The sequence below is a fragment of the Flavobacterium sp. genome, assembly GCF_043722275.1.
Taxonomy (GTDB): Bacteria; Bacteroidota; Bacteroidia; order Flavobacteriales; family Flavobacteriaceae; genus Flavobacterium.
Genome location: NZ_JAYSPC010000013.1, coordinates 45,942 through 71,274 on the forward strand (window position 1 = coordinate 45,942; position 25,333 = coordinate 71,274).

Annotated in this window: 21 protein-coding genes and 1 pseudogene; 9 read left to right on the top strand and 13 right to left on the bottom strand. The window is 33.5% G+C overall.

The window, feature by feature from the left end; genetic code table 11:
- Window positions 1-110: 110 nt before the first annotated feature.
- The 5 genes and pseudogenes from ACHZDT_RS01825 to ACHZDT_RS01845 form a co-directional block, all read right to left on the bottom strand.
- Entirely contained in the window at window positions 111-4,922 is a 4,812-nt protein-coding gene (locus ACHZDT_RS01825) for a PorP/SprF family type IX secretion system membrane protein (RefSeq protein ID WP_394772960.1), read from the bottom strand.
- 1 nt (window position 4,923) lies between these two features.
- A complete protein-coding gene (sprC, locus tag ACHZDT_RS01830) occupies window positions 4,924-6,303 on the bottom strand; it encodes a gliding motility protein SprC (protein ID WP_394772961.1) in 1,380 nt (459 codons plus the stop codon).
- Window positions 6,304-6,374: 71 nt separating this feature from the next.
- Window positions 6,375-6,791: a hypothetical protein gene (locus ACHZDT_RS01835; RefSeq protein WP_394772962.1), complete on the bottom strand. Its 417-nt coding sequence runs from the start codon at window positions 6,789-6,791 to the stop codon at window positions 6,375-6,377.
- Between the two features lie 103 nt (window positions 6,792-6,894).
- A complete protein-coding gene (locus ACHZDT_RS01840; protein ID WP_394772963.1) occupies window positions 6,895-8,187 on the bottom strand; it encodes a hypothetical protein in 1,293 nt (430 codons plus the stop codon).
- Window positions 8,188-8,390: 203 nt separating this feature from the next.
- Window positions 8,391-8,844: pseudogene (locus ACHZDT_RS01845) on the bottom strand (hypothetical protein).
- A 434-nt stretch (window positions 8,845-9,278) separates the two neighbouring features.
- Here ACHZDT_RS01845 and ACHZDT_RS01850 point away from each other — a divergent pair.
- The 5 genes from ACHZDT_RS01850 to ACHZDT_RS01870 all read left to right on the top strand — a co-directional run bounded on the left by ACHZDT_RS01850 (window position 9,279) and on the right by ACHZDT_RS01870 (window position 13,386).
- Window positions 9,279-10,427, top strand: a complete 1,149-nt coding sequence (locus tag ACHZDT_RS01850; protein ID WP_394772964.1) for an ATP-binding protein — start codon at window positions 9,279-9,281, stop codon at window positions 10,425-10,427.
- 7 nt (window positions 10,428-10,434) lie between these two features.
- Window positions 10,435-10,818, top strand: a complete 384-nt coding sequence (locus ACHZDT_RS01855; protein ID WP_394772965.1) for a DoxX family protein — start codon at window positions 10,435-10,437, stop codon at window positions 10,816-10,818.
- Between the two features lie 144 nt (window positions 10,819-10,962).
- On the top strand, window positions 10,963-11,472 hold the full coding sequence (locus tag ACHZDT_RS01860) for an acyl-CoA thioesterase (protein WP_394772966.1): 510 nt from the start codon (window positions 10,963-10,965) through the stop codon (window positions 11,470-11,472).
- A gap of 194 nt (window positions 11,473-11,666) precedes the next feature.
- Complete coding sequence (gene recA, locus ACHZDT_RS01865; RefSeq protein WP_394773037.1) at window positions 11,667-12,674, top strand: recombinase RecA; 1,008 nt, start codon at window positions 11,667-11,669, stop codon at window positions 12,672-12,674.
- Between the two features lie 112 nt (window positions 12,675-12,786).
- Window positions 12,787-13,386 carry a hypothetical protein gene (locus ACHZDT_RS01870; protein ID WP_394772967.1) on the top strand — a complete coding sequence of 200 codons (600 nt, stop codon included), beginning with the start codon at window positions 12,787-12,789 and terminating at the stop codon, window positions 13,384-13,386.
- Between the two features lie 574 nt (window positions 13,387-13,960).
- Here ACHZDT_RS01870 and ACHZDT_RS01875 read toward each other — a convergent pair.
- On the bottom strand, window positions 13,961-14,719 hold the full coding sequence (locus ACHZDT_RS01875) for a lysophospholipid acyltransferase family protein (protein WP_394772968.1): 759 nt from the start codon (window positions 14,717-14,719) through the stop codon (window positions 13,961-13,963).
- Between the two features lie 241 nt (window positions 14,720-14,960).
- On the opposite strand from ACHZDT_RS01875, the gene ACHZDT_RS01880 reads away from it, so the two are divergent.
- Entirely contained in the window at window positions 14,961-15,338 is a 378-nt protein-coding gene (locus tag ACHZDT_RS01880) for a GxxExxY protein (RefSeq protein ID WP_394772969.1), read from the top strand.
- Between the two features lie 206 nt (window positions 15,339-15,544).
- Entirely contained in the window at window positions 15,545-16,519 is a 975-nt protein-coding gene (gene trpS / locus ACHZDT_RS01885; RefSeq protein WP_394772970.1) for a tryptophan--tRNA ligase, read from the top strand.
- A 49-nt stretch (window positions 16,520-16,568) separates the two neighbouring features.
- Here the strand turns inward: trpS and dprA are convergent, their stop codons facing one another.
- On the bottom strand, window positions 16,569-17,669 hold the full coding sequence (dprA, locus tag ACHZDT_RS01890; RefSeq protein ID WP_394772971.1) for a DNA-processing protein DprA: 1,101 nt from the start codon (window positions 17,667-17,669) through the stop codon (window positions 16,569-16,571).
- Window positions 17,670-17,925: 256 nt separating this feature from the next.
- Here dprA and ACHZDT_RS01895 point away from each other — a divergent pair, with 256 nt between their 5' ends.
- Window positions 17,926-18,888: an SPOR domain-containing protein gene (locus ACHZDT_RS01895; RefSeq protein WP_394772972.1), complete on the top strand. Its 963-nt coding sequence runs from the start codon at window positions 17,926-17,928 to the stop codon at window positions 18,886-18,888.
- Window positions 18,889-19,029: 141 nt separating this feature from the next.
- A complete protein-coding gene (locus tag ACHZDT_RS01900) occupies window positions 19,030-19,473 on the top strand; it encodes a hypothetical protein (RefSeq protein ID WP_394772973.1) in 444 nt (147 codons plus the stop codon).
- A gap of 39 nt (window positions 19,474-19,512) precedes the next feature.
- Here the strand turns inward: ACHZDT_RS01900 and ACHZDT_RS01905 are convergent, their stop codons facing one another.
- From ACHZDT_RS01905 to ACHZDT_RS01930, 6 genes are all read right to left on the bottom strand, one after another.
- Window positions 19,513-20,274, bottom strand: coding sequence for a hypothetical protein (locus ACHZDT_RS01905; protein ID WP_394772974.1), 762 nt, complete (start codon window positions 20,272-20,274; stop codon window positions 19,513-19,515).
- A gap of 68 nt (window positions 20,275-20,342) precedes the next feature.
- On the bottom strand, window positions 20,343-22,622 hold the full coding sequence (locus ACHZDT_RS01910) for a helix-turn-helix domain-containing protein (RefSeq protein ID WP_394772975.1): 2,280 nt from the start codon (window positions 22,620-22,622) through the stop codon (window positions 20,343-20,345).
- Between the two features lie 99 nt (window positions 22,623-22,721).
- Window positions 22,722-23,300 (bottom strand): OmpH family outer membrane protein, encoded by a 579-nt coding sequence (locus ACHZDT_RS01915; protein ID WP_394772976.1) that lies wholly within the window; start codon window positions 23,298-23,300, stop codon window positions 22,722-22,724.
- A 246-nt stretch (window positions 23,301-23,546) separates the two neighbouring features.
- Window positions 23,547-24,395, bottom strand: a complete 849-nt coding sequence (locus tag ACHZDT_RS01920; protein WP_394772977.1) for a class I SAM-dependent methyltransferase — start codon at window positions 24,393-24,395, stop codon at window positions 23,547-23,549.
- Between the two features lie 93 nt (window positions 24,396-24,488).
- Window positions 24,489-24,755, bottom strand: a complete 267-nt coding sequence (locus ACHZDT_RS01925; RefSeq protein ID WP_394772978.1) for a hypothetical protein — start codon at window positions 24,753-24,755, stop codon at window positions 24,489-24,491.
- Window positions 24,752-24,952 carry a hypothetical protein gene (locus ACHZDT_RS01930; RefSeq protein WP_394772979.1) on the bottom strand — a complete coding sequence of 67 codons (201 nt, stop codon included), beginning with the start codon at window positions 24,950-24,952 and terminating at the stop codon, window positions 24,752-24,754. The genes ACHZDT_RS01925 and ACHZDT_RS01930 overlap by 4 nt, the downstream gene beginning before the upstream one ends.
- Window positions 24,953-25,333: the final 381 nt, after the last annotated feature.

Consider the following 25,333-nt stretch of genomic DNA (forward strand, 5'->3'; position numbering starts at 1 on the left):
ACATCTCATCCTCTAAGGGGCACTAGTGAATAAAACAATTAGTATTCTATAACATTTATTATTATGCCCTTCTTAATTTCTTAAGAAGGACCGACTCAATCTTATTCTTATTAATTCTCCACTTTTACGATAGCCATTTTCCCGTTGTATGGTTTATTTCCTTTTGCTTCTAATGCCTTAGTTGCTTCAGATAAACCTTCAAACTTCTCGTAATAGATGTAATATTTACTTGTTGTTACATTGTAAAAGAAATTAACATCTGAACGTCCTGCTGCAACCGCTTTAGTTAAGAATTGATCTCTTTTTTCAACACTGCTGTGAACAGCAATAATTAAATAATAACCACTATCAGAATTTTTAATATTCTTGATAATCTGCATATTTGACTGGTCTTCACCAAAATCAAAATCACTTGCAGTTAATGGAGTACTACTTGGTTTTGTTGTCTCTTTTATACGTTTAAGAGCGGCAACGTCCTGTGCATATCTTCCCTGATCATTTTCGTAAGCTGCACGTTTAATTCTACGTTTTTTCTCTATTTCAGTTTCTGCTTTAATACGTTCTAAATTCGAAAGTAATGTAGCACTGTCTTCTTCCATTTTTAATTGTGCTGCTTTCAACTGGTTGATCTTTTCAAGATAAGCCTTGTTCAAAGCATCATTTTTATTCGGGAATTTTTTAAGTCTTTCGTTATATAAATTAGTCAGCTTATTGATTTCATCTTTCTGAGCTCTGTTTGCTTCAGCAAGTTGTAATTTTAAAGCCTCTAACTGACTATTTTCTGCCGCAACACTTTTAAATGGTTTTGGTTCTTTATAAATTCCTTTTTCACTTAAGTCATTCTCTTCTCTCAAGTCATTCAAATCTCTTTGTTTATTAGCTACTGTTGTATTGAACTGAGACAATAAATCTTTTTGATTTTTAGTTGAATTCTCAATAGATTGAGTTAAATCCTCAATAGCTTTCGCTGTATCATCTCTTGGAGCCGAAGCCGCTTTTGCAAGAGCATCTGCAGCCGCATCAGCTTTTGCTTTTGCATCTGCTAATAATTTTGCTTCACGTGCTTCTTCAGCTACTCTCAATAATCTTGATTCTTCTTCAGCCTTTAATTTTTCATTAGCTTCTGCATCAGCTTTCGCTTTTTGATCTGCTAATAATCTTGCTTGTTCCGCTTGCATATCCGCTTTTGCTTTTGCATCAGCATCTAGTTTGGCTTGTTTTGCGTCAGCATCTGCTTTTACTTTTGCATCGGCAGCTAATTTCGCCTGAAGTGCAGCTGCATCAACTTTCGCTTTTGCATCAGCAGCTAGTTTTGCTTTTATTGCATCTGCATCAGCCTTAGCTTTTGTATCAGCATCTAGTTTAGCTTGTTTTGCGTCAGCATCTGCTTTTACTTTTGCATCTGCAGCTAATTTAGCCTGAAGTGCAGCTGCGTCAACCTTAGCTTTTGTATCGGCAGCTAATTTTGCTTTTAAAGCGTCTGCATCAGCTTTTGCTTTTGTATCTGCTGCAAGTTTCGCTTGTTGCGCTTCTGCATCAGCTTTTGCTTTTGCGTCAGCAGCTAGTTTTGCTTGTATTGCGTCTGCATCTGCTTTCGCTTTTGCATCAGCAGCTAGTTTTGCTTGTAAAGCTTGAGCATCAGCTTTTGCTTTTGTATCTGCTGCAAGTTTCGCTTGTAAAGCTTGTGCATCAGCCTTCGCTTTTGTATCGGCAGCTAATTTTCCTTGCATTGCATCTGCTTTCGCTTTTGCGTCAGCAGCTAACTTAGCTTGTTGAGCATCTGCGTCAGCCTTCACTTTTGCATCTGCTGCAAGTTTCGCTTGTATTGCGTCAGCGTCTGCTTTCGCTTTTGCATCAGCAGCTAATTTTGCCTGAAGTGCATCTGCATCAGCTTTCGCTTTTGCATCAGTAGCCTGTTTTACTTTCTGTGCTTCTGCATCAGCTTTGGTTTTATCAGCAGCTAATTTTGCCAGACGGGCGTCTTCTGCTTCTTGTAATTTCTGTGCTTCTGCATCAGCTTTTGCTTTTTCCGTTGCTTCAGCATCTGCTTTTACTCTTGCGTCAGCAATTAACTTAGCTTGTAATGCTTCCATGTCAGCTTTTGCTTTTGCATCTGCAGCTAATTTTGCTTGTATTGCGTCTGCATCAGCTTTTGCTTTTGTATCTGCAGCTAATTTTGCTTGTAATGCTTGTGCATCTGCCTTAGCTTTTGCATCGGCAGCTAGTTTTGCTTGTATTGCGTCTGCATCAGCTTTCGCTTTTGTGTCAGCAGCTAATTTTGCTTGTATTGCATCTGCGTCTGCTTTCGCTTTTGTGTCAGCAGCTAATTTTGCTTGTATTGCATCTGCAGCTAGTTTCGCTTGTAAAGCTTGTGCATCAGCTTTTGCTTTTGTGTCAGCAGCTAATTTTGCTTGTATTGCATCTGCGTCAGCTTTTGTTTTAGCATCGGCAGCTAATTTTGCTTGTATTGCATCTGCGTCAGCTTTTGCTTTTGCATCTGCAGCCAATTTTGCTTGTAATGCTTCTGCGTCTGCTTTCGCTTTTGCATCTGCAGCTAGTTTCGCTTGTATCGCGTCTGCATCAGCTTTTGTTTTAGCATCGGCAGCTAATTTTGCTTGTATTGCGTCTGCGTCTGCTTTCGCTTTTGCATCAGCAGCTAATTTTATTTTCAATGCTTCTGCATCAGCTTTGGCTTTTGCATCTGCTTCTAATTTCGCTTTCGCAGCAGCTTCTCCATCAACTTTTGCTTTTGCATCTGCAGCTATTCTTGCATTTCTGGCTTCTGCGTCAGCTTTCGCTTTTGCATCAGCGGCTAGTTTCTCTTTTAATGCAGCATCTTCGGCAGCTTTTGCTTTTGCAGCAGCAGCTAATTTTGCTTTTGCAGCAGCATCAACATTTGCTTTAGTGTTTGCAGAAAGTGCAGCAGCAGCTTTAGCTTCAGCAGCTAATCTTGCCTGGTAAGCATCAGAATCTGCTTTTGCTTTTGCATCAGCAGCTAAAATAGATTGTAAATCTGCAGCTTCAGCTTTTGCTTTCATGTCAGCTTTACGTTTTGCTTCGGCAGCGTCTGCTTTTACTTTTGCATCTGCAGCTAATTTAATCTTCAATGCTTCAGCATCGGCTTTTGCTTTTTCATCGGCTGCTAATTTTGCTTTTGCAGCATTTTCGGCATCAGCTTTAGCTTTTTCAGCAGCTAATTGTGCCGCTGTTGTTTGTGGTGTTACCGTTGCAGCAGCTTTTTCTTTTGCAGCAGTTTCAGCATCTGCTTTAGATTTATCTGCAGCTAACTTATTTCTCATTGCTTCAGCATCAGCTTTAGCTTTATCAGCAGCTAATTGCGCAGCTGTTTTTTGTGGTGTTACAGTTGCAGCAGCTTTTGCTTTTGCAGCAGCCTCGGCATCGGCCTTAGATTTATCTGCGGCTAACTTAATTCTCAATGCTTCAGCATCAGCTCTTGATTTATCAGCAGCTAATTGCGCCGGTGTTTTTTGCGTAGCTCCTGCGCTTGGTTTATTCGCAGCAGCTTGTGCTCTCGCAGCAGCAGCAGCATCAACTCTTGCTTTGTTATCAGCAGCTAATTTTATTCTGCGTGCTTCGGCATCAGCTCTTACTTTATCTGCAGTTAACTGCGCTTGTGTTCTTTGTTCTGCACCAACTGCTCTGTTTGTTGTTGCTGTTTGCGCTCTTGCTGCGGCTGCGGCATCGGCTTTAGCTTTAGCATCGGCGGCTAATTTTATTTTAATGGCTTCAGCATCTGCTTTAGCTTTATTACTTGCTTCTAATTTTGCTTTTGCAGCAGCTTCGGCATCAGCCTTCACTTTTTCTGATGCGGCAAGTCTTGTGGCTTTTGCTTCGGCATCTGCTACAGCTTTTGCTTCTGCGGCTAATCTAGCTTTTTCTGCACCATCGGCTCTGGCTGCTGTTGTAGCTGCGGATGGTTTTGCCAATACAGCTTTTGGTTTAGATGGATCTATTAATGAACCTTCTTCGTCATCACCATAATAGTAGTTTCTGTTTTTGAATTTATAGGCAATTGCAAATTCGTGTGAACCTCCCAGATTAGTGAAATTGCCCATTCCTCTTTCGTAGTTGTACTCGATTGCGATACTAGGAGAAATGTTTAATCCTAATCCTGCTGAAACTCCATATAAAGTATTGTATCCTGCTTGTGCCCAAACTCCTTTTGGAATAGCAATCATGGCAAGACCTGAAATTATCGTTTTATCTTGTTTTACTTCAGTTTTTAAGATTCCTGAGAATTTACTTCTGTCAAAAAATCCGAAACTATCAATATATCCTGTATACATAGCATGCAGTTCGATTGCTCTTTCCGGATCTTTTTTAACGATTCCGCCGCCAAAATTATACAGAATCAAATTGTTTACCGAAGCTCCAAAATCAAGAAACGCTGTTCCGTAGTTGATCCCGGGATTAACGGTCAATAATGTATTCGAAGGATAATCGCCTGTTAATAAAGTTGGATCATCAGATATAATTTTTCCTTTGTTTAAACCACTTTGATAAACACCAACGTTCATACCAAAAGTTAAATTACTATCTTGTTCTAAAACGATGTTGTGTGCAAAGTTTCCTATTCCGCCAAAAACGGTCATAAGACCATAATTTTGCTGGAATAAGCCAAAAGCAAACGCTTCATTTTCTCTAAAACGACTTGAATAATTAGCTAAATATGTGTTTGGTGCATCTTCAAATTGAACCCATTGTCTTTTATTATAAAAACTTGCATAGGCATTAGTTTCACGAACAAAACTGAATGTTGGGTTAATTAAATATCTATTAAACTTTAAAGAATTTCTGATAGGTAACGAAAACGAAACAACTCCATTCTCAGGAGTTTCCTGTGAATAGAGTGCATTTGAAAAACCGTAAAATAAAGTTATGAATAGTAAAATTTTCTTCATATTATCTTATCACAGTTATTGATCCTTTTTTTTCACCTGTGTCGGATTGAATGACATAGTAATATACTGGATTTACATTTTTAAAATCTATTGCGGTCTGAGGCCAATCTCCCTGATAATCGCTGACATCGAGCACCATATCTCCATTTGAACTTATTATCATAACCTTGGTGCTTGCATTTTTGTATTCATCTGGTATATTCCAATATGGACTTGTACCACTTAAATTAATTATATTAGGTATAACTGACGAAGGACCTGCTTTTCCTGTAGCTTTAAAAATAAATTCTCTTGAAGACAAACATCCTGAAACCTGTGAAATCTTTACTTTATAAGTTCCGATAGCTGTAACAGAAAAAGAATCTGTTGTTGCTGTCGAAATTAGATTATTGTTTAAATACCACTCAAAACTTGGGATTGAAGCATCCGTTGTTACAGTAACGTTTATAGTTTCACCTTCATTAAGTTCAAATTCCTCTGCTACGTCAATACTGGCATTAAAACTATTGCTTTTAAGATCGATAGTTCCTGTAGCGCTACATCCTCCAAAATCAACAGCAACGGTATAAACTCCGGATTCTTTTGCAGTAACTGTACGCGTATCACCTGCAAACGCAACACCATCTTTTTTCCAAACATAGTGATTACCGCTGGTGGCTGTTAAAACAGTACCGTCAACACTTGCACAATAAGGATTTCCTAAACTTGAAGTAATTGTAACTGCTGATCCTCCAGAACCTGATGTGGTTACAGTAACACGATTAGAACTAAAATTCACATCTGAACATGAACCGTAATCAATTTCTGCGTAGTATTTTCCAGGAGTAGTTATTACTAACTCTTTAGAACTTTGTCCTGCAATTGCAACATCATCTTTATACCATTTGTATTTAATTTTTGAATAATTAACTGGTGATGAGCTGATATCAGTTGGTGTATCATTATTGATAGAAAGTGTCAGGCTTCCGCCTGCGCATATCAATGCAGTATCATTTTTATTATTAATAATAAAAGATCCTTCGTATTCTTTAAAATATACCGGGAAAGAGGTGTTTCCTAACGTGTTTTTGAATCTCGCACTTGGTTGTGCACTTGCAAGAGAACTTTTAACCCTAAAACTATAAGTGTCTGCACCAACTAATGTAGTTGGTACAGCAAATTTTATAGTTTGTGAAGTAGCAGAAACATCTGTAGCTAAAAGTTTAGTAGTAGCTATAGGAGATGTAAAATTACCCTGACTGTCTGAAAGTTCAATCACGAAGGTAGTTCCCGCAGGAAAATCTATATAACTAAATGTGGCGTAAAATTCGTTGAAATTATTACCCGCGCATAACTTTTCCAGACCATCAAGTGTTTGTGGTACAATAGTTTGCGCTTGCATTTTTGAATTTACAACGAAAAAGACACTCAAAAAAAGAAAGCAATTAGTTAAAGATAGAGTAATTTTTCGAATCATATAGTGCGTTTTCTGGCCAAATCTATATTCTCAAAAAACAAAATATCTATAAATGTTTCTGAAAAATCATACTTATAGTTTTCTATAATGTCTTTTGCAAGAACAGAATGAAAAGCTGTTACTGATATGTTTTCATCACAATTTAAAGTCTGATCATTATTCATTTCAGTCGCCATAACAAGGCTATCCTTGGGGTTGGATAGCCCTACTATAAACTGATTAGAATTAGTATCTAATTTGCCGATAACTTTATCAGCTGAACTATTTTCTTGGTTATTAGACGCAGCCATTACACAGCTAGATTCAATAGAAACCGTAGGCTTCTCTACTGAACTTTGTGCAAACAGACTTAACGTAATAGGTGAAACCAAAAATATTATATTTAAAAAATATCTTTTTCTAGATTGAGCCATTATGTTTTGATCTTTATTTGGTCCGGTTTAAGACGAATACATAAATTGTGTCTGGGGACTTTATTAATAAAATTTACGCTTTGAAATAAAAATCTAAATCTATTTATCTGTTTCCGCTTGAAGCTGTGATTTTTCCTAATTGAAGTCTGAAATCAGGTTTTTTAGCATTGTAGATGTCAATGAATGTTTCTTTGTTATCACTTTGTGACATAACATTGAAAAACACAGGGTTTCCGTACCAGCTTTCTAAATCTTCATTGTTAGAATTGTATTCTGTAAAGATGTTTCCATTACATAGGTTTAAATACATTTCTTCAATTTTGATTTTCTTAAGATTAGCATCATTGATTTCTGTTTTGCTGTCTAGTAATACCGCAGGATTAAATCCGGAGATTACACTTCTTTTCATTTCAAGAGAAGCATTTTCAGCTACATAAACAGCTTCTTTTACTAAACCAGCCTGAATATCTGCTTTGATGTTTTCACTGTCATTAAGCATAGTAATATTAGTTGCAACTACGAAAGTCTGTTTTTTAGTAAAATCAGTTTCGCTTTTCTTTTCGTAAGATTTTACTTCCATACAACGAGAACCGTCTTTAGTACTTGAAAAGTATGAAGATCTAACAGCTAAAGAGTTATAAAAACGACATTGAACTCCTTGAGTGAATTTATAATCGTCGTTGATTGATTTGTAAGAAACAAATTTTGTAGCATTGATATCACCACCTAAAAATCCAAATGAATCTCCACCAGCGTAGCTAACCATAATGTTTTCAAGAACTGTTTTGTTACCAACACCAGCTAAAGTTAAACCGTTGAAAGTATCAAGTCCTTTTACTTTTTTTCCTGCAAATTCGATTCTTACATATCTTAAAACTCCAGAGTTTGAAGCCGCATTGTCTCCACCGTAGGTAGTAAGAGTTGGGTCAAGATCTAAGTTATAAGAACCTACATTTCCAAATTTATTGATTGGCGCATCACCAAGCATTACAATTCCTCCCCAGTCACCAGCTTTTTTCTGGCTGCGGTTTGATGTAAATACAATTGGGTCAGTTTCTAATCCGTCTGCAACAAGTTGAGCACCTTTTGTAACTACCAATGTTCCTTTAGTTTCAAAATCACCAATAATTAAAGTTCCTGGTTCAATTGTTAAAACAGCATTGTTAGTAACATAAACGTTCCCTTGCAAAACATAAATATTCCTTTTCAGCAATTTAGTATTAACAGAAATGTTTCCTGCTAAAATTTGGTTTGCTTCTCCATATTCTACTTTGTGAGGCTTAAATTCGGTCCAGTTGTTCAACCAATTGTTGTAGCCCATAATTCCTTTTTCTTGTTGAGCACTCATAGCAGTAACTGTCAAAAGAACGCAGATCATTTGAGTAATTTTTTTCATGATAAGGGGGGTATTACGGTTAATAATAAATTTGGGTATGCGTAATCGTATGCGTAAATGAAAAAACTCATCTCGACTTTTCTGATAAAAATCAGAACACATCGAGAACGAGTTGTTTTTTATATCTTTCTCAAACATGGCGTAAAAAATTTAACTCATTTACGTAAACACTTCAAAAAAGGTTTTAAAAAAATTATACTTTATTACATTTCGTTCAATTCGTTGAACTCATGTAAAGATTTCAATGTGTTTTCGTAAAATAAAATTGCAGCAATTAAATTTCCTTTGTCAGAATATGGCATCATCTTTCTTTGAAACTCAACTGTAGTATCTAAAAACGTAGTTGTACCAACAGCCTGAGCATCTAATACTTTTTTGTGTTCACCATCGTCCGGAATACCTAAGTCTGCCATTGTAACACCTGGTTTAGTAACCAAAGCAATGTAAGGAAGGGTTTTAACCAAAACTTTAATACGCTCAATGTATAATTCCAAAAGTTCCCCTTTCTGCATACCACTCAATTCTTTTTGATCATGGTATTTACGAATAAGAGCCGTTGTGCTAATAATACTTCTTGGAGCATTTTTTTGCCTGAGCCGAAATAGCTCCGGTTGTCATGAAAAAAACTGCGCTTAATAAAATAATTTTCCCTTTCATAGATTCTTTTTATAAATGGTTCTTGATGAAAACAAAAATATATAAATTAACTTAAATTGCAACTTTATTGATTTCTTTTTTCAAAAAAAAAGCTTAAAGAAACCCTAAAAAGTCGTCCTATGTCGAGAAAATCTGCGTTTTAACGAGGTTTTTGTTAAATTTGTTAAAATTTAAACCGTAAGATATTCGCCATAAAAAAAATCAATTCCTTTAAATTAATAACAAAAAAAACCTTACGTTTATCGGTTTAACGAAAAAACTATTAACAAAAAACTATTGATATCTGCTCGATTTATGCTCGTTATTAACAAAAGTTGGTTAACAAACTTCAAAAAGTTATAAAAAAAAATCATATAACAACACAAAATAAAATGTAAGTGATAAACTTTTAGTTGAAAATTTTTGACTACATCATTTTCTTCTATCTTTGCTTCATGCAATTTTCTCAAATTTTAGGTCAAGATTACATCAAAAGCCACTTGATAAAAAGTGCAGCTTCCGGACGAATTCCGCACGCACAATTATTCATTGGGCCAGAAGGAAGCGGTACATTATCAACGGCAATTGCTTACGCGCAATATATTTTGTGTAACAATACAGGAAACGAAAACTCAAACGGAAACGATTCCTGCAATTTGAAGTTTCAAAACCTTTCTCATCCCGATTTACATTTTATTTATCCCACGGTTACAACCGAAGACGTAAAAACTAAACCCAAAAGCTTAGATTTTATTCAGGATTGGCGCACATTTATACACGAAATGCCTTATGGAGGTTTATTTGACTGGTACAAAATTCTGGGCGTTCAAAACAAACAAGGAGAAATTAGGGTTGAAGATGCAATAGAAGTTTTAAAATCGCTTTCGCTGAAATCGTACGAAGGAGGTTACAAAATTATGATTATCTGGATGGCCGATAAAATGAATATCGCCGCTTCAAATAAATTATTAAAACTGCTGGAAGAACCATCCGATAAAACAATTTTTATTCTGATTTCTGAAAATGAAGAAGATATTATTCAAACCATACGTTCTCGTTGTCAGGTAATTCACTTTAATGGATTACCGGAAAAGGTGATTGCCGAAGCTTTAATTTCAAAAGAAAATATCGACGAAAAAGCAGCTTATAAAATTGCGCATCAGGCACAGGGAAATTTCAGTAAAGCTTTACATCTTTTAAAAGATGATGATTCTGAATATCCCTTTGAACAATGGTTCGTCAATTGGGTTCGTGCCGCTTTCAGGGCAAAAGGAAATGCAGCCGCAATTCAGGATTTAATTTCCTGGAGTGAAGAAATTGCAGGTTTGGGTCGCGAAAGCCAGAAAAAATTTATTCAGTTTTGTATCGAAATGTTTCGTCAGGCACTTTTGCTCAATTATCAGACTCCAACTTTGGTTTATATTGAACCGAAAGTCGATAAATTCAAACTGGAAAATTTTGCTCCTTTCGTAAACGGAAATAATATTCACGAAATTTTCAAAGAACTTTCAGATGCGATGTATCACATTGAAAGAAACGGAAATGCAAAAATAATCCTAACCGATTTATCTATAAAACTGACTCGTTTAATTCATAAAAAATAATTTTCAAATGAATAATGTTGCTTCCATTTTATTATTAGCATTTTTAGCCTTAACGTTCTTACAATCAGGATATGAAAAAATATTTTATTGGCAAGATAATGTCGATTGGCTTAAAGGACATTTTGCTCAAACACCATTAAAAAATCAAGTTCCTCTTGCCTTATTTCATCTTTTAATTTTGGAATTAATTTCCGGGATTTTATGTGTAGTTGGTGCCATACAATTGTTAACAAATAGCGGACGTGAATTTGGTTTTTACGGCGCAATATTTTCATGCATTTCTTTGTTAATGATGCTTTTCGGACAACGATTAGCAAAAGATTATGATGGCGCAAGAACCATTGTCATTTATTTCATCCCTGCTGTAATGGCGGTTTACTGGCTGAATTAAATTTAAAAAAAAAGCCACAGATTTCACAGATTCTTACCGATTAAAAAGTAGAATAACTGAAAAATCATTTTAATCTATGAAATCTGTGGCAAAAAAAATAGTTCGCTTTAAGCGGACAGCAAAACAAAATTTTATATTAAAAAAATGAATCCAAAACATCCTTCAGAATCACTAACTATTTTAACCGATTTAGTTTTACCGAGCGAAACAAATCCTTTAAATAACCTTTTTGGTGGCGAATTATTAGCCAGAATGGATCGCGCGGCAAGTATTGCGGCTCGCAGACATTCACGCCGAATTGTGGTTACGGCATCTGTAAATCACGTTGCTTTTAACAGAGCCATTCCCCTTGGAGCTGTAGTAACAATAGAAGCAAAGGTTTCTAGATCTTTTAAAAGTTCTATGGAAGTTTTTATTGATGTTTGGGTAGAAGACCGTGAATCCGGAAGCAGAACCAAAGCCAACGAAGCCATTTATACTTTTGTTGCAGTAGATGATAGCGGAAGACCTGTTGAAGTTCCGCCAATTGCTCCGGAAACAGACCTTGAAATACAACGTTTTGAAGCTGCACTTCGTCGTAAACAATTGAGTTTATTGCTTGCAGGTAAAATAAAACCATCCGAAGCAACAGAATTAAAGGCTTTATTTTTGTAGTACAATTTGTGACAATTTGTAACAATTTGAGACAATCAAACTCCAAAAAAAAGAACTAATTTTACAAAAAAATATAAGCCCATAGAAATCTAAGTCAGGAAGTTATTTAAATTTTCGGATTTGTTTTTGAAAATGAAAGAATTATAAAAATTTAGATGAAAGAAAAAGTAAAAGAAGTAAAAGAAAAAAAAGAGATGAGTTCAGAAAAAGAAGCCAAATTAAAAGCGCTCCAACTTACGCTTGACAAACTAGATAAGACTTACGGAAAAGGAACTGTAATGAAAATGGGCGACAAAGCCATTGTAGAAGTTGAAACTATTTCTTCAGGTTCTCTTGGTATAGATTTAGCCCTTGGAGTAAATGGATATCCAAGAGGAAGAATTATCGAAATATACGGTCCGGAATCTTCTGGTAAAACGACATTAACATTACATGCAATTGCCGAGGCTCAAAAAGCTGGTGGAATTGCTGCATTTATAGATGCTGAACATGCTTTTGATAGAAATTATGCTGAAAAATTAGGCGTAGATATCGAAAACCTGATCATCTCTCAACCAGATAATGGGGAACAAGCTTTAGAAATTGCTGAGAATTTAATTCGTTCAGGTGCAATTGATATCGTTGTAATTGACTCTGTTGCTGCATTGACTCCAAAAAGTGAAATCGAAGGTGAAATGGGAGATTCTAAAATGGGTCTTCACGCACGTTTGATGTCTCAGGCGTTAAGAAAATTAACCGGAACTATTAGTAAAACAAATTGTACTGTTTTCTTCATCAACCAGTTGAGAGAGAAAATTGGTGTAATGTTCGGGAATCCTGAAACTACAACCGGTGGTAACGCCTTGAAATTTTACGCTTCTGTTCGTTTAGATATTCGTCGTTCTTCTCAAATTAAAGACGGTGACAATGTTATTGGAAACAGAACTAAAGTTAAAGTAGTGAAAAACAAAGTGGCTCCGCCGTTTAAAACTGCCGAATTCGACATTATGTACGGAGAAGGAGTTTCTAAAACAGGAGAAATTCTTGATCTAGCGGTTGAATTTGAGATCGTTAAAAAAGCAGGATCTTGGTTTAGCTACGGAGATACAAAATTAGGACAAGGTCGTGATGCCGTAAAATCGCTAATTAAAGATAATCCGGAATTAGCTGATGAATTAGAAGTTAAAATTAAAGCGCATATCAAGGAATTGGCAAACGCTTAAAACAATAACATTCAGTAACTTACTTGCTGATTTATTTCAAACCCGACCGATTTTAAAATCTGTCGGGTTTTTTATTTCAATTCAAATTACTAATTAATATTAAATAAAACTAATGAATAATATTCACAAATTTTTTGATGATTTCAATAAGCTTTTTTATTGGTTATCAATATTAACAAGCTGGTTATTAACAGCAGATATAGTTGGAAATTTATTTTTAAATAAATCAATAAATGATATTTTCATAAAAATAAATATTAGTGACTTATTAATTATTTTTATATCTCAAATTATATTTATCCTTACCTCTGTAGTTATTTTCAAAGCAATAATACTTCTTAGATTCTTTTTATCTAAAATTTTACCCAATAATGAGGAATATGATACACCTACAGAATACCATACTTACCATGAACTACTAGAGCACGCAATAAAAAATAATAATCAAACTATGTATAATTATTATAAAGATTCAAAAAGTGATATTAAATTTAATCAAAATCAAAAGTATCTCTGCTTTGCTATTCTATTAATGGCTTCATTAAGCCTTTCATTTGATAATAGTATCCTTATGATAATTTTTTCAAACTATGATAGCTATTCGATTTTAAAAAAATTATCTATTTTAATAATAGTATTTTTAGATAGTTTCGGATTATTAATATTATTTACAGAAAAAGGTACTTCAAACAATACATTTATTAAAAAATAAAACAATTGGAAAACTATTAAAACAATAACAGCCAGTAACTTACTACTGATTTATTTCAAACCCGACAGATATTAATATTTGTCGGGTTTTTTTATTTAAAAATAATTATAAAAATGACGCAACCATTCTAATATATCACCATCTACTAAGAAGACATGAGATTTGATGGTATATTAATACGGCATTTCGAAGGTTTTTTTTAGAATAAATTTGGTTGTTTGTTCGATAAAAATCCGTTAGTTTTTTGGTGCTAACGGGTTTTTTATTCTTTATTCAAAAGAATTTTTTACTATCCACGCAACCTTTTTCATTTTTTACTCTCTATACTATTATGACATTAACTTGAGTTTTAATATAAACTCTTTATTATCAACCATAAATATTTTTAACCATGAAAGAGAAGATAGAAGTGTTGTACAGTAAAAACCGTAGAAAAACCAAATTGAGATTTAAAAAAGTATTACGTTTTATTTCAGAAAAAATCATACATCGATAGTATTATTTGAATATAAACTGGGGAATTTAATTCAAAAGAAAACCCGACAACTTTAATGAGTTGTCGGGTTTTCTAATTTTATAAATTTTGATTCTTCTTCTTTTTAAATTCAAGTAATCCTTTATAAATCAATTGTCTTACTTCATCACGAAGAGATTTTCTATTTTCAATTGTTAATCCTTTTGTTTCTATAAAAGGCAGGATCTTAATTCGCATTTTACCGGGACTTCCGCTTAAAAAAGTATATGAAAATCGTTCTTTATTATCTGCAAAAACTATTGGAACAATTGGAATTTGATGATCGATCGCTAAACGAAAGGCACCATCTTTAAACTCATCCAGCAAAATTGTTTCATCATCCGGAACTCCGCCTTCAGGAAAAATACAAATACTAAGTCCTTGATGTAATCTGTCTTGCGCCATCTTAAAAACTTCATTTTTACTTCTTGAAGAATTTCTGTCGACTAAAATACAAGTTCTTTTGTAAAAAAATCCGAACAACGGAATCTTAGAGAGTTCTTTTTTTCCAACAAAAACAAAAGGATTGCGAACCACGGCCAGCATCAGCATAATATCTGTCATTGACGTATGATTTGCCACGATCATGTAGCTGGTATTTTTGATTAGCTTTTGTTCGCGTTCTACTTTATAATAGAAACCCATCCCGAAAAGGATAAATTTAGCCCAAATGCGGGCCATTTTAAAGAAATAGGGATATCCGCTTTCCGATATAATAGAAACCAGTAAAAACGGCAGCATAATCAATATCGGAATGGCCATTAAAATATAAAACCAAATTCGCCATAAAACCCAAAAAATAATCTTTAATCCTTTCATGGTTTCAAATGTAAGAAAACAGAAGTGAATTTTACAAAATAATTTATTGTTCAAAATTATGAAATGTTTTTTACTGCAGAGAACACAAAGTTTTTTCGCAAAGGCAAGAAGAAAATATTTAAATGTATAATTGCAGGCATAAGTTCACAAAGTTGTATGGATAGATAAAGTTTTGAAAACTATATTACTAAATAATATTTATTATAAGAAAATAATTATTAAATTTGATCATTTTAAATTTATGACAGAAAACGAAATATCAAATATAGTAATTGGACTGGCAATTGAAATTCATAAAGTTCTAGGACCTGGTTTATTAGAAAATGCATATCAAGAGTGCTTATTTTATAAAATCAAACAACGTGGATTTCTTGTAGAAAAAGAAAAAGCTATGCCGCTGATTTTTGAAGAAGTGCACTTAGATTGTGGTTATCGGATTGATCTGCTCGTGGAAAATAAATTCATTATCGAAATAAAAAGTGTAGAATCACTTACTGTAAAACAGTTAGCGCAAACATTAACCTATTTAAAACTTGGAAATTACAAACTTGGCTTACTTATAAACTTCAATGAAGTTCTTTTAAAGAATGGGATTAGAAGAGTTGTTAATAATTTATAAAATTAAGCTTAGTGAACTTCAAAAACTTCTTAAAAAACTTAGCAAACTTTGCAAAAAACTTTGTGAACTCTGCGGTAAATAATACCATTGCAAAGAAAAACTTTCTACCTTTTTTCGTTTCAAAATAACCTTCATAAACTTTGCGCAAAAAACTTTGTGCACTTTGCGGTAAAAAAACGAAATTTGCAATTAAGAAAAAAACTGGAATGGCAAAAATACTTACTGGTGTTCAGAGTACTGGAACGCCACACTTAGGCAATTTATTGGGAGCAATTATTCCCGCGATCGAATTATCAAATAATCCTGTAAATGAATCATTTTTGTTTATCGCTGATTTACATTCGATTACACAAATTAAAGATGGTAAAACATTAAGAGAAAATACATATAGCACCGCAGCGGCTTGGCTTGCTTGTGGTTTAAATCCTGATAAAGTTACTTTTTACAGACAATCTGATGTGACTCAAACTGCTGAATTAACGTGGTATTTAAGTTGCTTTTTTCCGTTCCAACGTTTGACTTTAGCGCATTCTTTCAAAGATAAAGCAGATCGTTTAGATGATGTTAACGCCGGTCTTTTTACTTATCCGATGTTAATGGCGGCAGATATTTTATTGTATGATGCTGAATTTGTTCCTGTTGGAAAAGATCAATTGCAGCATGTAGAAATTACACGTGATGTCGCTTCTCGATTTAACCACCAAATGGGCGAAACTTTTGTAATTCCTGAAGCTAAAATTCAAGAAGACAGTAAGTTGATTCCCGGAACAAACGGCGGAAAAATGAGTAAATCTGCGAATAATATCATCAATATTTTCCTTGACGATAAAACGCTTCGTAAGCAGGTAATGAGCATTGAAACAGATAGTACACCACTTGAAGATCCTAAAAATCCGGATACTTGTAATGCTTTTGCAATCTATTCATTGTTAGGAACCGAGATCCAAATCGCCGAAATGAGAGCCAATTATTTAGGTGGAAACTACGGTTATGGTCATGCGAAACAAGCTTTGTTTGAATTGATTACCGAAAAATTTAAAACCGAAAGAGAAAAATACAATTACTACATAAATAACCTTGAAGAAGTTGACGCTTTATTGAAAAAAGGCGCAGCAAAAGCTTCAGTTGTTGCTGACGGTGTTTTAGCAAAAGTTCGCGAAGTACTTGGCTTCGGAAAATAACATTTCAAACCCGACAGGTTTTTAAAACCTGTCGGGTTTAAATTTGAATTTAAATCGCCTCAAATAATTTCCCAGGCAAAGGTCTTATTAAACCTTTAAGTTCCATATTCAATAACAATCCAGAGATTTTATAAATAGGAAAATCACATTTGAGCGCAATAGTATCCAGTAATTCTTTGCCATTTTTTAAAAGAAAATCATACACTTTTTGTTCTTCCGTATCCAATTCAACAAACAACAGTTTCTGAATGGGTTTTACTTTATTTTCGATATCCCAATTCAGAATATAAACTAAATCCGCAGCGCTGGTCAAGACATTTGCTTTTTGCGTTTTAATCAAATTGTTACAACCCTGACTGTATTTATCCGTAACTCTGCCTGGAACGGCAAAAACATCCCTGTTATAATCATTTGCAAGATTTGCAGTAATCAATGAACCTCCTTTTTCAGCAGATTCTATGACAATTGTAGCTTCGGTCATGCCGGCAACGATACGATTTCGGCGTACAAAATTTTCCTTATCCGGATTAGATGTGCTCCAAAATTCAGTAATAAACCCACCGTTTTCCTCCATTTTGGCAACATATTTTTTGTGCGTTTTTGGATAAATTTGGTTTAAACCATGCGCTAAAACTCCGATGGTTTGAAGATTATAATCCACCGCTAATTGATGTGCCACAATATCAACTCCGTAAGCAAAACCACTAACTATTACAGGATCAAGCGGCGCTAAATCTTCTATAAGTTTTTTGCAAAATTCCATCCCGTAAGATGTAATCTGACGTGTTCCCACAATACTTATTATTTTTTTGCTTTTTAAATTTATATTTCCGATAGAAAAAATCAGGACTGGGGAATCTATACAATGTTTCAATCGTTCGGGGTAATTTTCGTCCTGAAAAAAGGATACATTTATATTATTGGCTTTAATAAATTCAAGTTCATTATTAGCTTTTTCGAAAATAGATTTATCTTTAAAATTCCTTAATAAAACACTTCCAACTCCATCAATTGCAGCGATTTGATTCATTTTTGTTTTGAAAATTGCTTCAGCATTTCCGCAATGCGTCAGGAGCTTTTTTGCCATTATATCTCCTACTCCATCCACTTTTAATAAGGCTAATAAATAAAATAAATCTTGATCTGACATGAATGTAAATAAAATTAAATGGCGTGGAAAATAAGTTAAAAAAAATAGATCTTAAGCAGAATTAAGATTGGTAAAGATATAAATTAGAAGTAAATTCTTCTTAAAAAAATATTAATAAATATGTTGGTTCAATTTAACTAAAAAGGAATATATTTGTAACTAATTGAATATAAACAGTCTGTAAATTTATTCGGATTGTTAATAAAAATTGTGAATAAAATTTTGATAACTATATTCCTTGCCTAACTTTGTTACTATGAAAATCGAAACTTACATAGCACAATTATTGTATCGTTATCAGTGTGTAACGGTTCCAGGATTTGGAGCATTTTTAACCGAAATTCAATCGGCTCAGCTAAATGAAAGCACTAATTCGTTTTTTCCACCCAAAAAAATGATTTCTTTTAACAGCCATTTGAAAAATAATGACGGATTATTAGCAAATCATATTGCAAATGCAGAAAAAACATCTTACGGTTTTGCTGTAAGTTCTATTGCTTTTGAAGTTTTAAGCTGGAAAAAAACATTAGAAGAAAATGGCGTTATAAGTCTTAAGAATATTGGAGAAATACGTTACAATTCTGAGCAAAATATAATCTTTACACCAAACGACCAAACAAATTTCCTGACTAGTTCTTACGGATTAAGTCCTTTTGTTTCGCCTCTTGTGAAAAAAGAACTTTTTGAGAAAAAAATCCAAAATATTGAGGAAAAAGCACCTATTGCACTATTTGAAGAAGATGGAAGATCATCTAATTCATTCTTAAAATATGCAGCAATTTTTGTTCTTGGATTGGGAATTACAGGAAGTATTGGATATCCTTTGTACCAAAATCAAATTGCAACAAAAACGCTTATTGTAGAAAGTGAAGTACAGAAAAAAGTACAAAACAAAATACAAGAAGCTACATTTTTGATCCAAAACCCATTGCCGGCTGTAACACTTTCAGTTGATTCTGCAAAAGTAGAAACTGTTGAAGAAAAAGTCATGCCGTATCATATTATGGCTGGAGCTTTTAGAAGTGAACAAAATGCACGAAAAGCTTATAATCAATTAATTAAAGATGGTTATAAGGCAAGAATGCTTAACGAAAACAAACATGGTTTATTTCCTGTTTTATACGGAAGTTATGCTACAATGCGTGAAGCCGAACTTGCTCAAAAAGAAATACAAAAAGGTGAAAATCCAGATGCCTGGATTCTGATCGAAAAATTATAATAATGCGCTAAGTATTAATAAAAACCTATTCAATTGAATAGGTTTTTTATGCCTTATTTTATCTTTAAAAAGACTTTAACATGTCTTTCTTATTCTCCTTCAAATCTATTTTTGTTTCTCAATTTTAAAGAACAAAACACGATGAAGAACACACTAAAATTATTTTTTGCCTTATTACTTATTCTGAATTCAAATTCGTTTTTCGCTCAACAATCAGCAACAAGCGAAACTTCTCAACAAATATTACAGAAAAAAGCCGACAAGGAAGCTCAAAAATCAACAGATGATTATCGTAGAAAACTGGAAGATGATCAATCTCAATTAAAAAAAGAACAAAAGAAAGTAGATAAACATCAACGCGATCTTAAAAATTCACAGAATGATCTTGATGCTACAAACAAAAAAATTGATAGGTTAGAAACTGATAATCAAAAACTTGGATCAAAAATAAATTCAAGTTCTATTTCTCCGGAAGACTTGCAAAAACAACAAATTAAACTCAAAGAGAAAGATCTTGAAATTCAAAAACTTAAACTCAAAAAAATAGAACAACAGAAGAAACTGGACAAAGTTAAATCTGAATAAACAAAAAATCCTATTCTTTCGAATAGGATTTTTTTTTGTTTAACGTGGAACAATTTCAGCGTCCTGATTGAGAATTTCTTTTCCGTTTTGAGTAATAATTAATCTTGCCGGAGGCGAATCTTTTTCGCCCAAAACTATAATATCACAAGTATAAATATAATTTCCTTTTTTGAATTCATAACTATGATTTCCGCCGGTTCCATCTTGTATAAATTTTCCGTTAGTTATAATAAGATCAGGCTTTTCACTCATGGATTGTTTAAGAGACCATGAAGCATATCTGTAATTATCATTTCCAAGATCATCAATTCTAATTTTGAATTTCGAAGTTTCTAAAATGGTGACAGGTTCTTTAAAATTAGCTAAAACAGGATTTAATTTCCCTTTTTCCTCCGCAATTAATTTATCTATTAAATTCATTTCAAACTGAGATTGATAATTTATAGCGACTAATCTCCCGTCAGTATCAATCCAAATATCTCCCTGATTCAGCATTATTCCGCGCCAACCCATTTCAGACCAATCTTTTGCAGGATTCGATTTTATTATTTTATTCTTTAGCGTTGCATCAAAAATCTGATCGTATCTTTTGATAAATTCGGCTTTGTTTTTAATTGTCGGAATTGGATACTCTCTTTCAAGAGGATATTTAATAATCCCTGCAACAGCCTCTCTTTTTCCGTTTTTTACATTGTCAATAAAACTTTTAATAAACTTTTGATACTCTGGCTTTAAGTCCTGACTAAAAGCATTGTTATGAAGCGAAAAAAATATGAATGTGATATAAATTAGTTTTCTCATAATTCTATTTTACAAAGTGTTTTTAATGAGTAATTTTAAATTGAATATTTCTAAATTACAAAATCTAATTAATTAATGCTGGCTTTGAACATTTTAAGTTCATCCCAGGTAAAAGTATCGCCGTGTTTTTCCTTTAAACCGTTCAAAGATTCCTCCTGATAGAACTCAAAAGCATCGCGAAGTGCCAGAATTTTATCATATGGCAGGATATCCGAAATTTCTACTTTCTTAGCCTGAATTAGTTTAACAAAATGCATTTCAATAGTGGGAACCGTAAGTTTTCTGATTCTCGCAATATCCTGAATCGAATTTTTTTCGAGCCATAAATCATGCGTTTCTTCGACTGTTGTTTTCTTAGCCGTTTTAGGTTCGTTTTTATCCAGTTTTCTCGCAGTGTAACGCACTACCGGTTCATCTGATTTAAAAATATCCGTATTGGTCAAATTAAAATCCTCACGAATCTTAGCAACCTTGTCTAATTTATAGTTTTTAATCGCTATAGACGTCAATTTCTCTTTACAGATGGTTTCGCCTGCCACAACAATTTCTATAAGCAATTTGGCCTTCATTAAACGCAAAACTGCTTTGGTTTGCAAATCGTCGAGAAAAGCTAATTCTTCATAGAATTCTTTTACTTTTTTAAACTTCTGAATTTCAGCCATTTTATTTAAAAGGTCGGTCACCAATTTGTCCATTGGCTTGAAAAAATAATCATAAGCCGCCGCTACCCTTTCCTGAACAAAGAATAAATCGACGGTTTCCTTATTAAAAATTTTATTAAGCTGATTAACGAATTTCTGCGAAGGATCTATCAAAGCGTCTATTGTTTCTAATCGTTTATGCGCCCAAACAGAATGTTTTGATTTTTCTGATGCCACCGCATTTTCATTATAACTAAAACGATGATTGCGCCATTCCTGAGCTAAATCTGTCCAATTAAAACTGTTAATCAAATAGTTATGAATAAAATTCTTTGTTTCAAAATGTAATGAATGTTTTAGAACTTCTTCGGTCGCTTTATTCAAAGCATAATCCATTACATCCTGATCGTTCGAAATACCATTCATTTGCAACGGAGAAAGCAAAATAAGCCCGTTTAAGGAAGTTAAACGTGATAACGCAACATATGCTTGTCCCGGCAAAAAAACTTGGGATACATCGAGCGCAGCTTTCTCAAAAGTTAATCCCTGACTTTTATGCACGGTAATTGCCCAAGCCAATTTAAGCGGATAATGTGCAAATGTGCCTAAAACCTCTTCTTCAATCTCTTTTGTAAGCTCGTTTACTTTGTAGCGAATATTTTTCCATTCGTATTTTTCAACTTCAATAGTTTTATTCTCTTCGGCGAAATGTATAAAAATTTCCTCTGGAGAAAGGGATTTTACAACGCCCATTTTTCCGTTAAAATAACGCTTTTCAAACGATGCATCGTTTTTAACAAACATTACCTGAGCGCCAATTTTTAATTTTAGATTTTCTTCTACAGGAAATATTTTTTCTGGAAAATCACCCACAATAAATGGCTGATATGAGAATTCATTTCCTGCTAAATCACCAATTGCCTGTTCGTTAATCGAATCAGCTTTAGCATTATGCGTAGTTAATGTTATATATCCCGGATTATTTTTTAAATCAAAATCAGGCTTAACATATTGGTTTAATATCTGAATATCTTCCGTTGTAATCTGATTGTTTCGAAGATTGTTTAAAACCGAGATAAATGAATCGTCTGTTTGGCGATAAATCTTAGATAATTCAATGTATAAAGGCGGATATTGCTGCATTACATGCGAATGAAAAAAGAATTTTCCTTTGTAATAATTACGCAAAGTTCTCCATTCTTCGTCCCTGATTACAGGCGGAAGCTGCAATAAATCACCAATAAAAAGCACCTGAACTCCTCCAAAAGGTTTGGAATTTCTACGAACCGTCTGCATCATAAAATCGATAGCATCCAGTAAATCAGCGCGTAACATACTGACTTCATCAATAATCAAAAGTTCCATGTTTTTGATCACATTACGCTTGACATTGTTCATTTTAAAGTGTCTTCGCAAGGTTTCCTTATTCTCAAACTTCACGGTTTCAGTAAACTGAGAAGCTTCTTCATACGATGGAATAAAAGCGGAAAACGGCAATTGAAACATCGAATGTATCGTAACTCCGCCGGCATTTAAGGCCGCGATTCCTGTTGGAGCCACAACTACCGTGCTTTTATGCGTTGTAGCAATGATTTCGCGCAAAAGCGTAGTTTTTCCTGTTCCTGCTTTACCGGTCAGGAATATTGATTTTTGCGTTTGATTGATGAATTGTAAGGTGTAAGCAGCTGCTTCTGTAACGTTTTGCATTGTGCGTGTATTGAAAAACTAAAAGTATCGCATTTTTATAAAAGAAAAAACCTAAATCTTACAGATTTAGGTTTTTAATTTATTTCGTTTGTTTTGGTATTATTTTTTAACAGCTTCTCCTTCTTTTACAGCGGGTTTGTCTGTTTTAGGCTCAGCTTTATATTTATCGTTCAAAGCTTTAATAATATCTTTTGTGATATCATATTTATCTTCTGCGTATAAAATTGAGGCAGCATCTCCAGTACCATAGATATAAGAATATCCGTTTTTCTTACCGTAATCCTTGATGAATTTTTTAACTCCGCTTACCAGAGAATCCATTTCAACACCACTTTCCTGTTGCAATTGTTGAGACAAAGCTTGTTGAGCATAACCCAACTGTTGTTCTCTTTTTTGTAACTCAGCACCTCTTTGTTGCGCCCAGGCTTGTCCGTTTGCTTGTGCCTGACTTTGAAAACTAGCAGCGTCTTGTTTAAAGCGCGCAATTTCAGCTTGTAATTGTCTTCCCTTTTCTTCTGCCTGTCCTTTGTATTTTGCTTCAAGATCTTTTGCTTCAGTATACTCTTTCATTAAAACTGAAGTATCTACGTAAGCTGTTTTTACTTCCTTAACTTCTGCTGTTTTACCACATGAAACAACCAAAATTGAAAGTGCGATAATTACTAATGCTTTTTTCATTTTTTAAATTTCTAATTTTTTAATGTATAGAAGACAAAAATATAAAAAAATAAATAGCATCAACATAAAGTTTAAAAAATGCTATAATTTTATGATATTGTTTTTATTTATGGAAAGAAAAATGTCAATAATTCAACGCTATCAAAACTGACTTTCATAGCTTTTATTAGAGACACTATCTCAAAATAGATATAATAAGTCTTCGCTTATATAGAGAAAACGCCTTAAACGCGCTTAAATTGCGTTTTACTTGTTTTTTAACACGTAAATGTGCGACGAATACTCTTTTGTGCTGCTTGCTTTTAAATTTGATTTTAAACCAACAAAAAAAGCACTGATGTAATTCATTTTTCCGGTTTTATATTTTTCCGATAATAAGCTCACATAAAAAGAATCAAATTTCATCGGAAGTACTTTTTCCAACTTCATATCTACTTTTTCAAAAAGCGATTGAATAGCTTTTTTTGAGAAATGCCAAAAGTGAATTGGCACATCATAAGCGGCCCAAAATTTATCGTAATGTTTTGCATCGTACGATTTAAAATTTGGAACCGCAACAATTAATGTTCCAGTTGGTTTTAACAAACGCTTCAATTCCTGAATTTGTAATTCTAAATTTGGAACGTGTTCTAAAACGTGCCACATTGTAATTACGTCAAACGAATTATTTCCAAGATCACTAATTTCGTTCACAAAAGAAATTCCTTTTTGGATCGCAATATTTTTTGCTTTGTCGCTTGGTTCTACTCCAACAGTTTCCCAACCATCATTTTTTGCCGTCAGTAAAAAATCTCCAGTTCCGGCGCCAATGTCTAAAATTCTGCCTTTATGAATTTGTTGCGAGTTGATCAGATTCAGTTTATTCTTTAAAGCGATATTTTTCACAAAGTGATATGCTTTTTCAAATAACGAACGTTTATTATCAGTATGCGAAATATAATCTTCGCTTTCATAATATCGTCCTAGATTTTCTAAATCAGGTTGCGGCGATGTAATCAACATATCCAAAGTTTCATCATGATACAATTCGAAAATTTCTTTAGATACAGAATGGTCTTTTACAGTAAGAAAATGTTTTTTGTTTAAAACGTCCATTTTTTAATTATAGGGATTTTGGTTTAATTTCATAGTAAACCCTAAAAGGAAAGTTTTACTTTTAGGGTTTTATTTTTTTAATATTTTTTTTCTTTAACGTGTCCAATTTATTTTTACACCCGACATTTTTTCGTTTTCAATTCTTATTTCTGAACAAACAGTAAAACCATTTTTAATATAAAATGGCATTGGCGATCTGTAGAATGTTTCATTTTGTTTTACCTCATTTTCATTATCTACAACCCACCCGTTCAAACTAATATTTTTCTTTTTTAATTCGTTAATCAAAACTGAACCATTTCCTTTTCCTTGAATTTCGCTGTTCAAAATTACGGCAAACCAATTTTCATTATCTCTCAAAAAAGTAAATGCCCAACCATTAATTTTATTTGAATCATCATGCAGCAAATAATGTATTGTATTTGAAAGTCCATTAAATACAAATCAAAATCTTCTATAGCTTTCAAATGTAATCTTGCCGGATATTCATTATTCCATAATTTATGTAAAACTTCCTTTTCTTCTTTAGATAAAATTCCTTTTTCAATAATTTTCATGTTTAGGAAATTTTAGGTTTTAGCATTTTTGTCATTCCGAGGAACGAGGAATCTCCACAATTAACTCCGTAATCAAAAGAACTAATCTTGTCGATCTCGCAACGGAGATTCCTCGTTCCTCGGAATGACAAAACTGTGTCAGAAATCTTAATTAATTAAGAATGCATTATATTTCAAATTCGTTTCACGTGGAACAATTCAAACTAAAACGTAAATTCGAAATTCATAAAAAAATAGTTTCACGTGGAACAATTTAATCATTTTGTTCTTTATCCCCATTTTAATCTTAGAGGCGCACAGCAGTGCGTCTTCGTTCCAACAGATTTTATTTTCCGCTTTATATAACTTGCGTTAGATGCACTGCTGTGCATCTCTACAGAA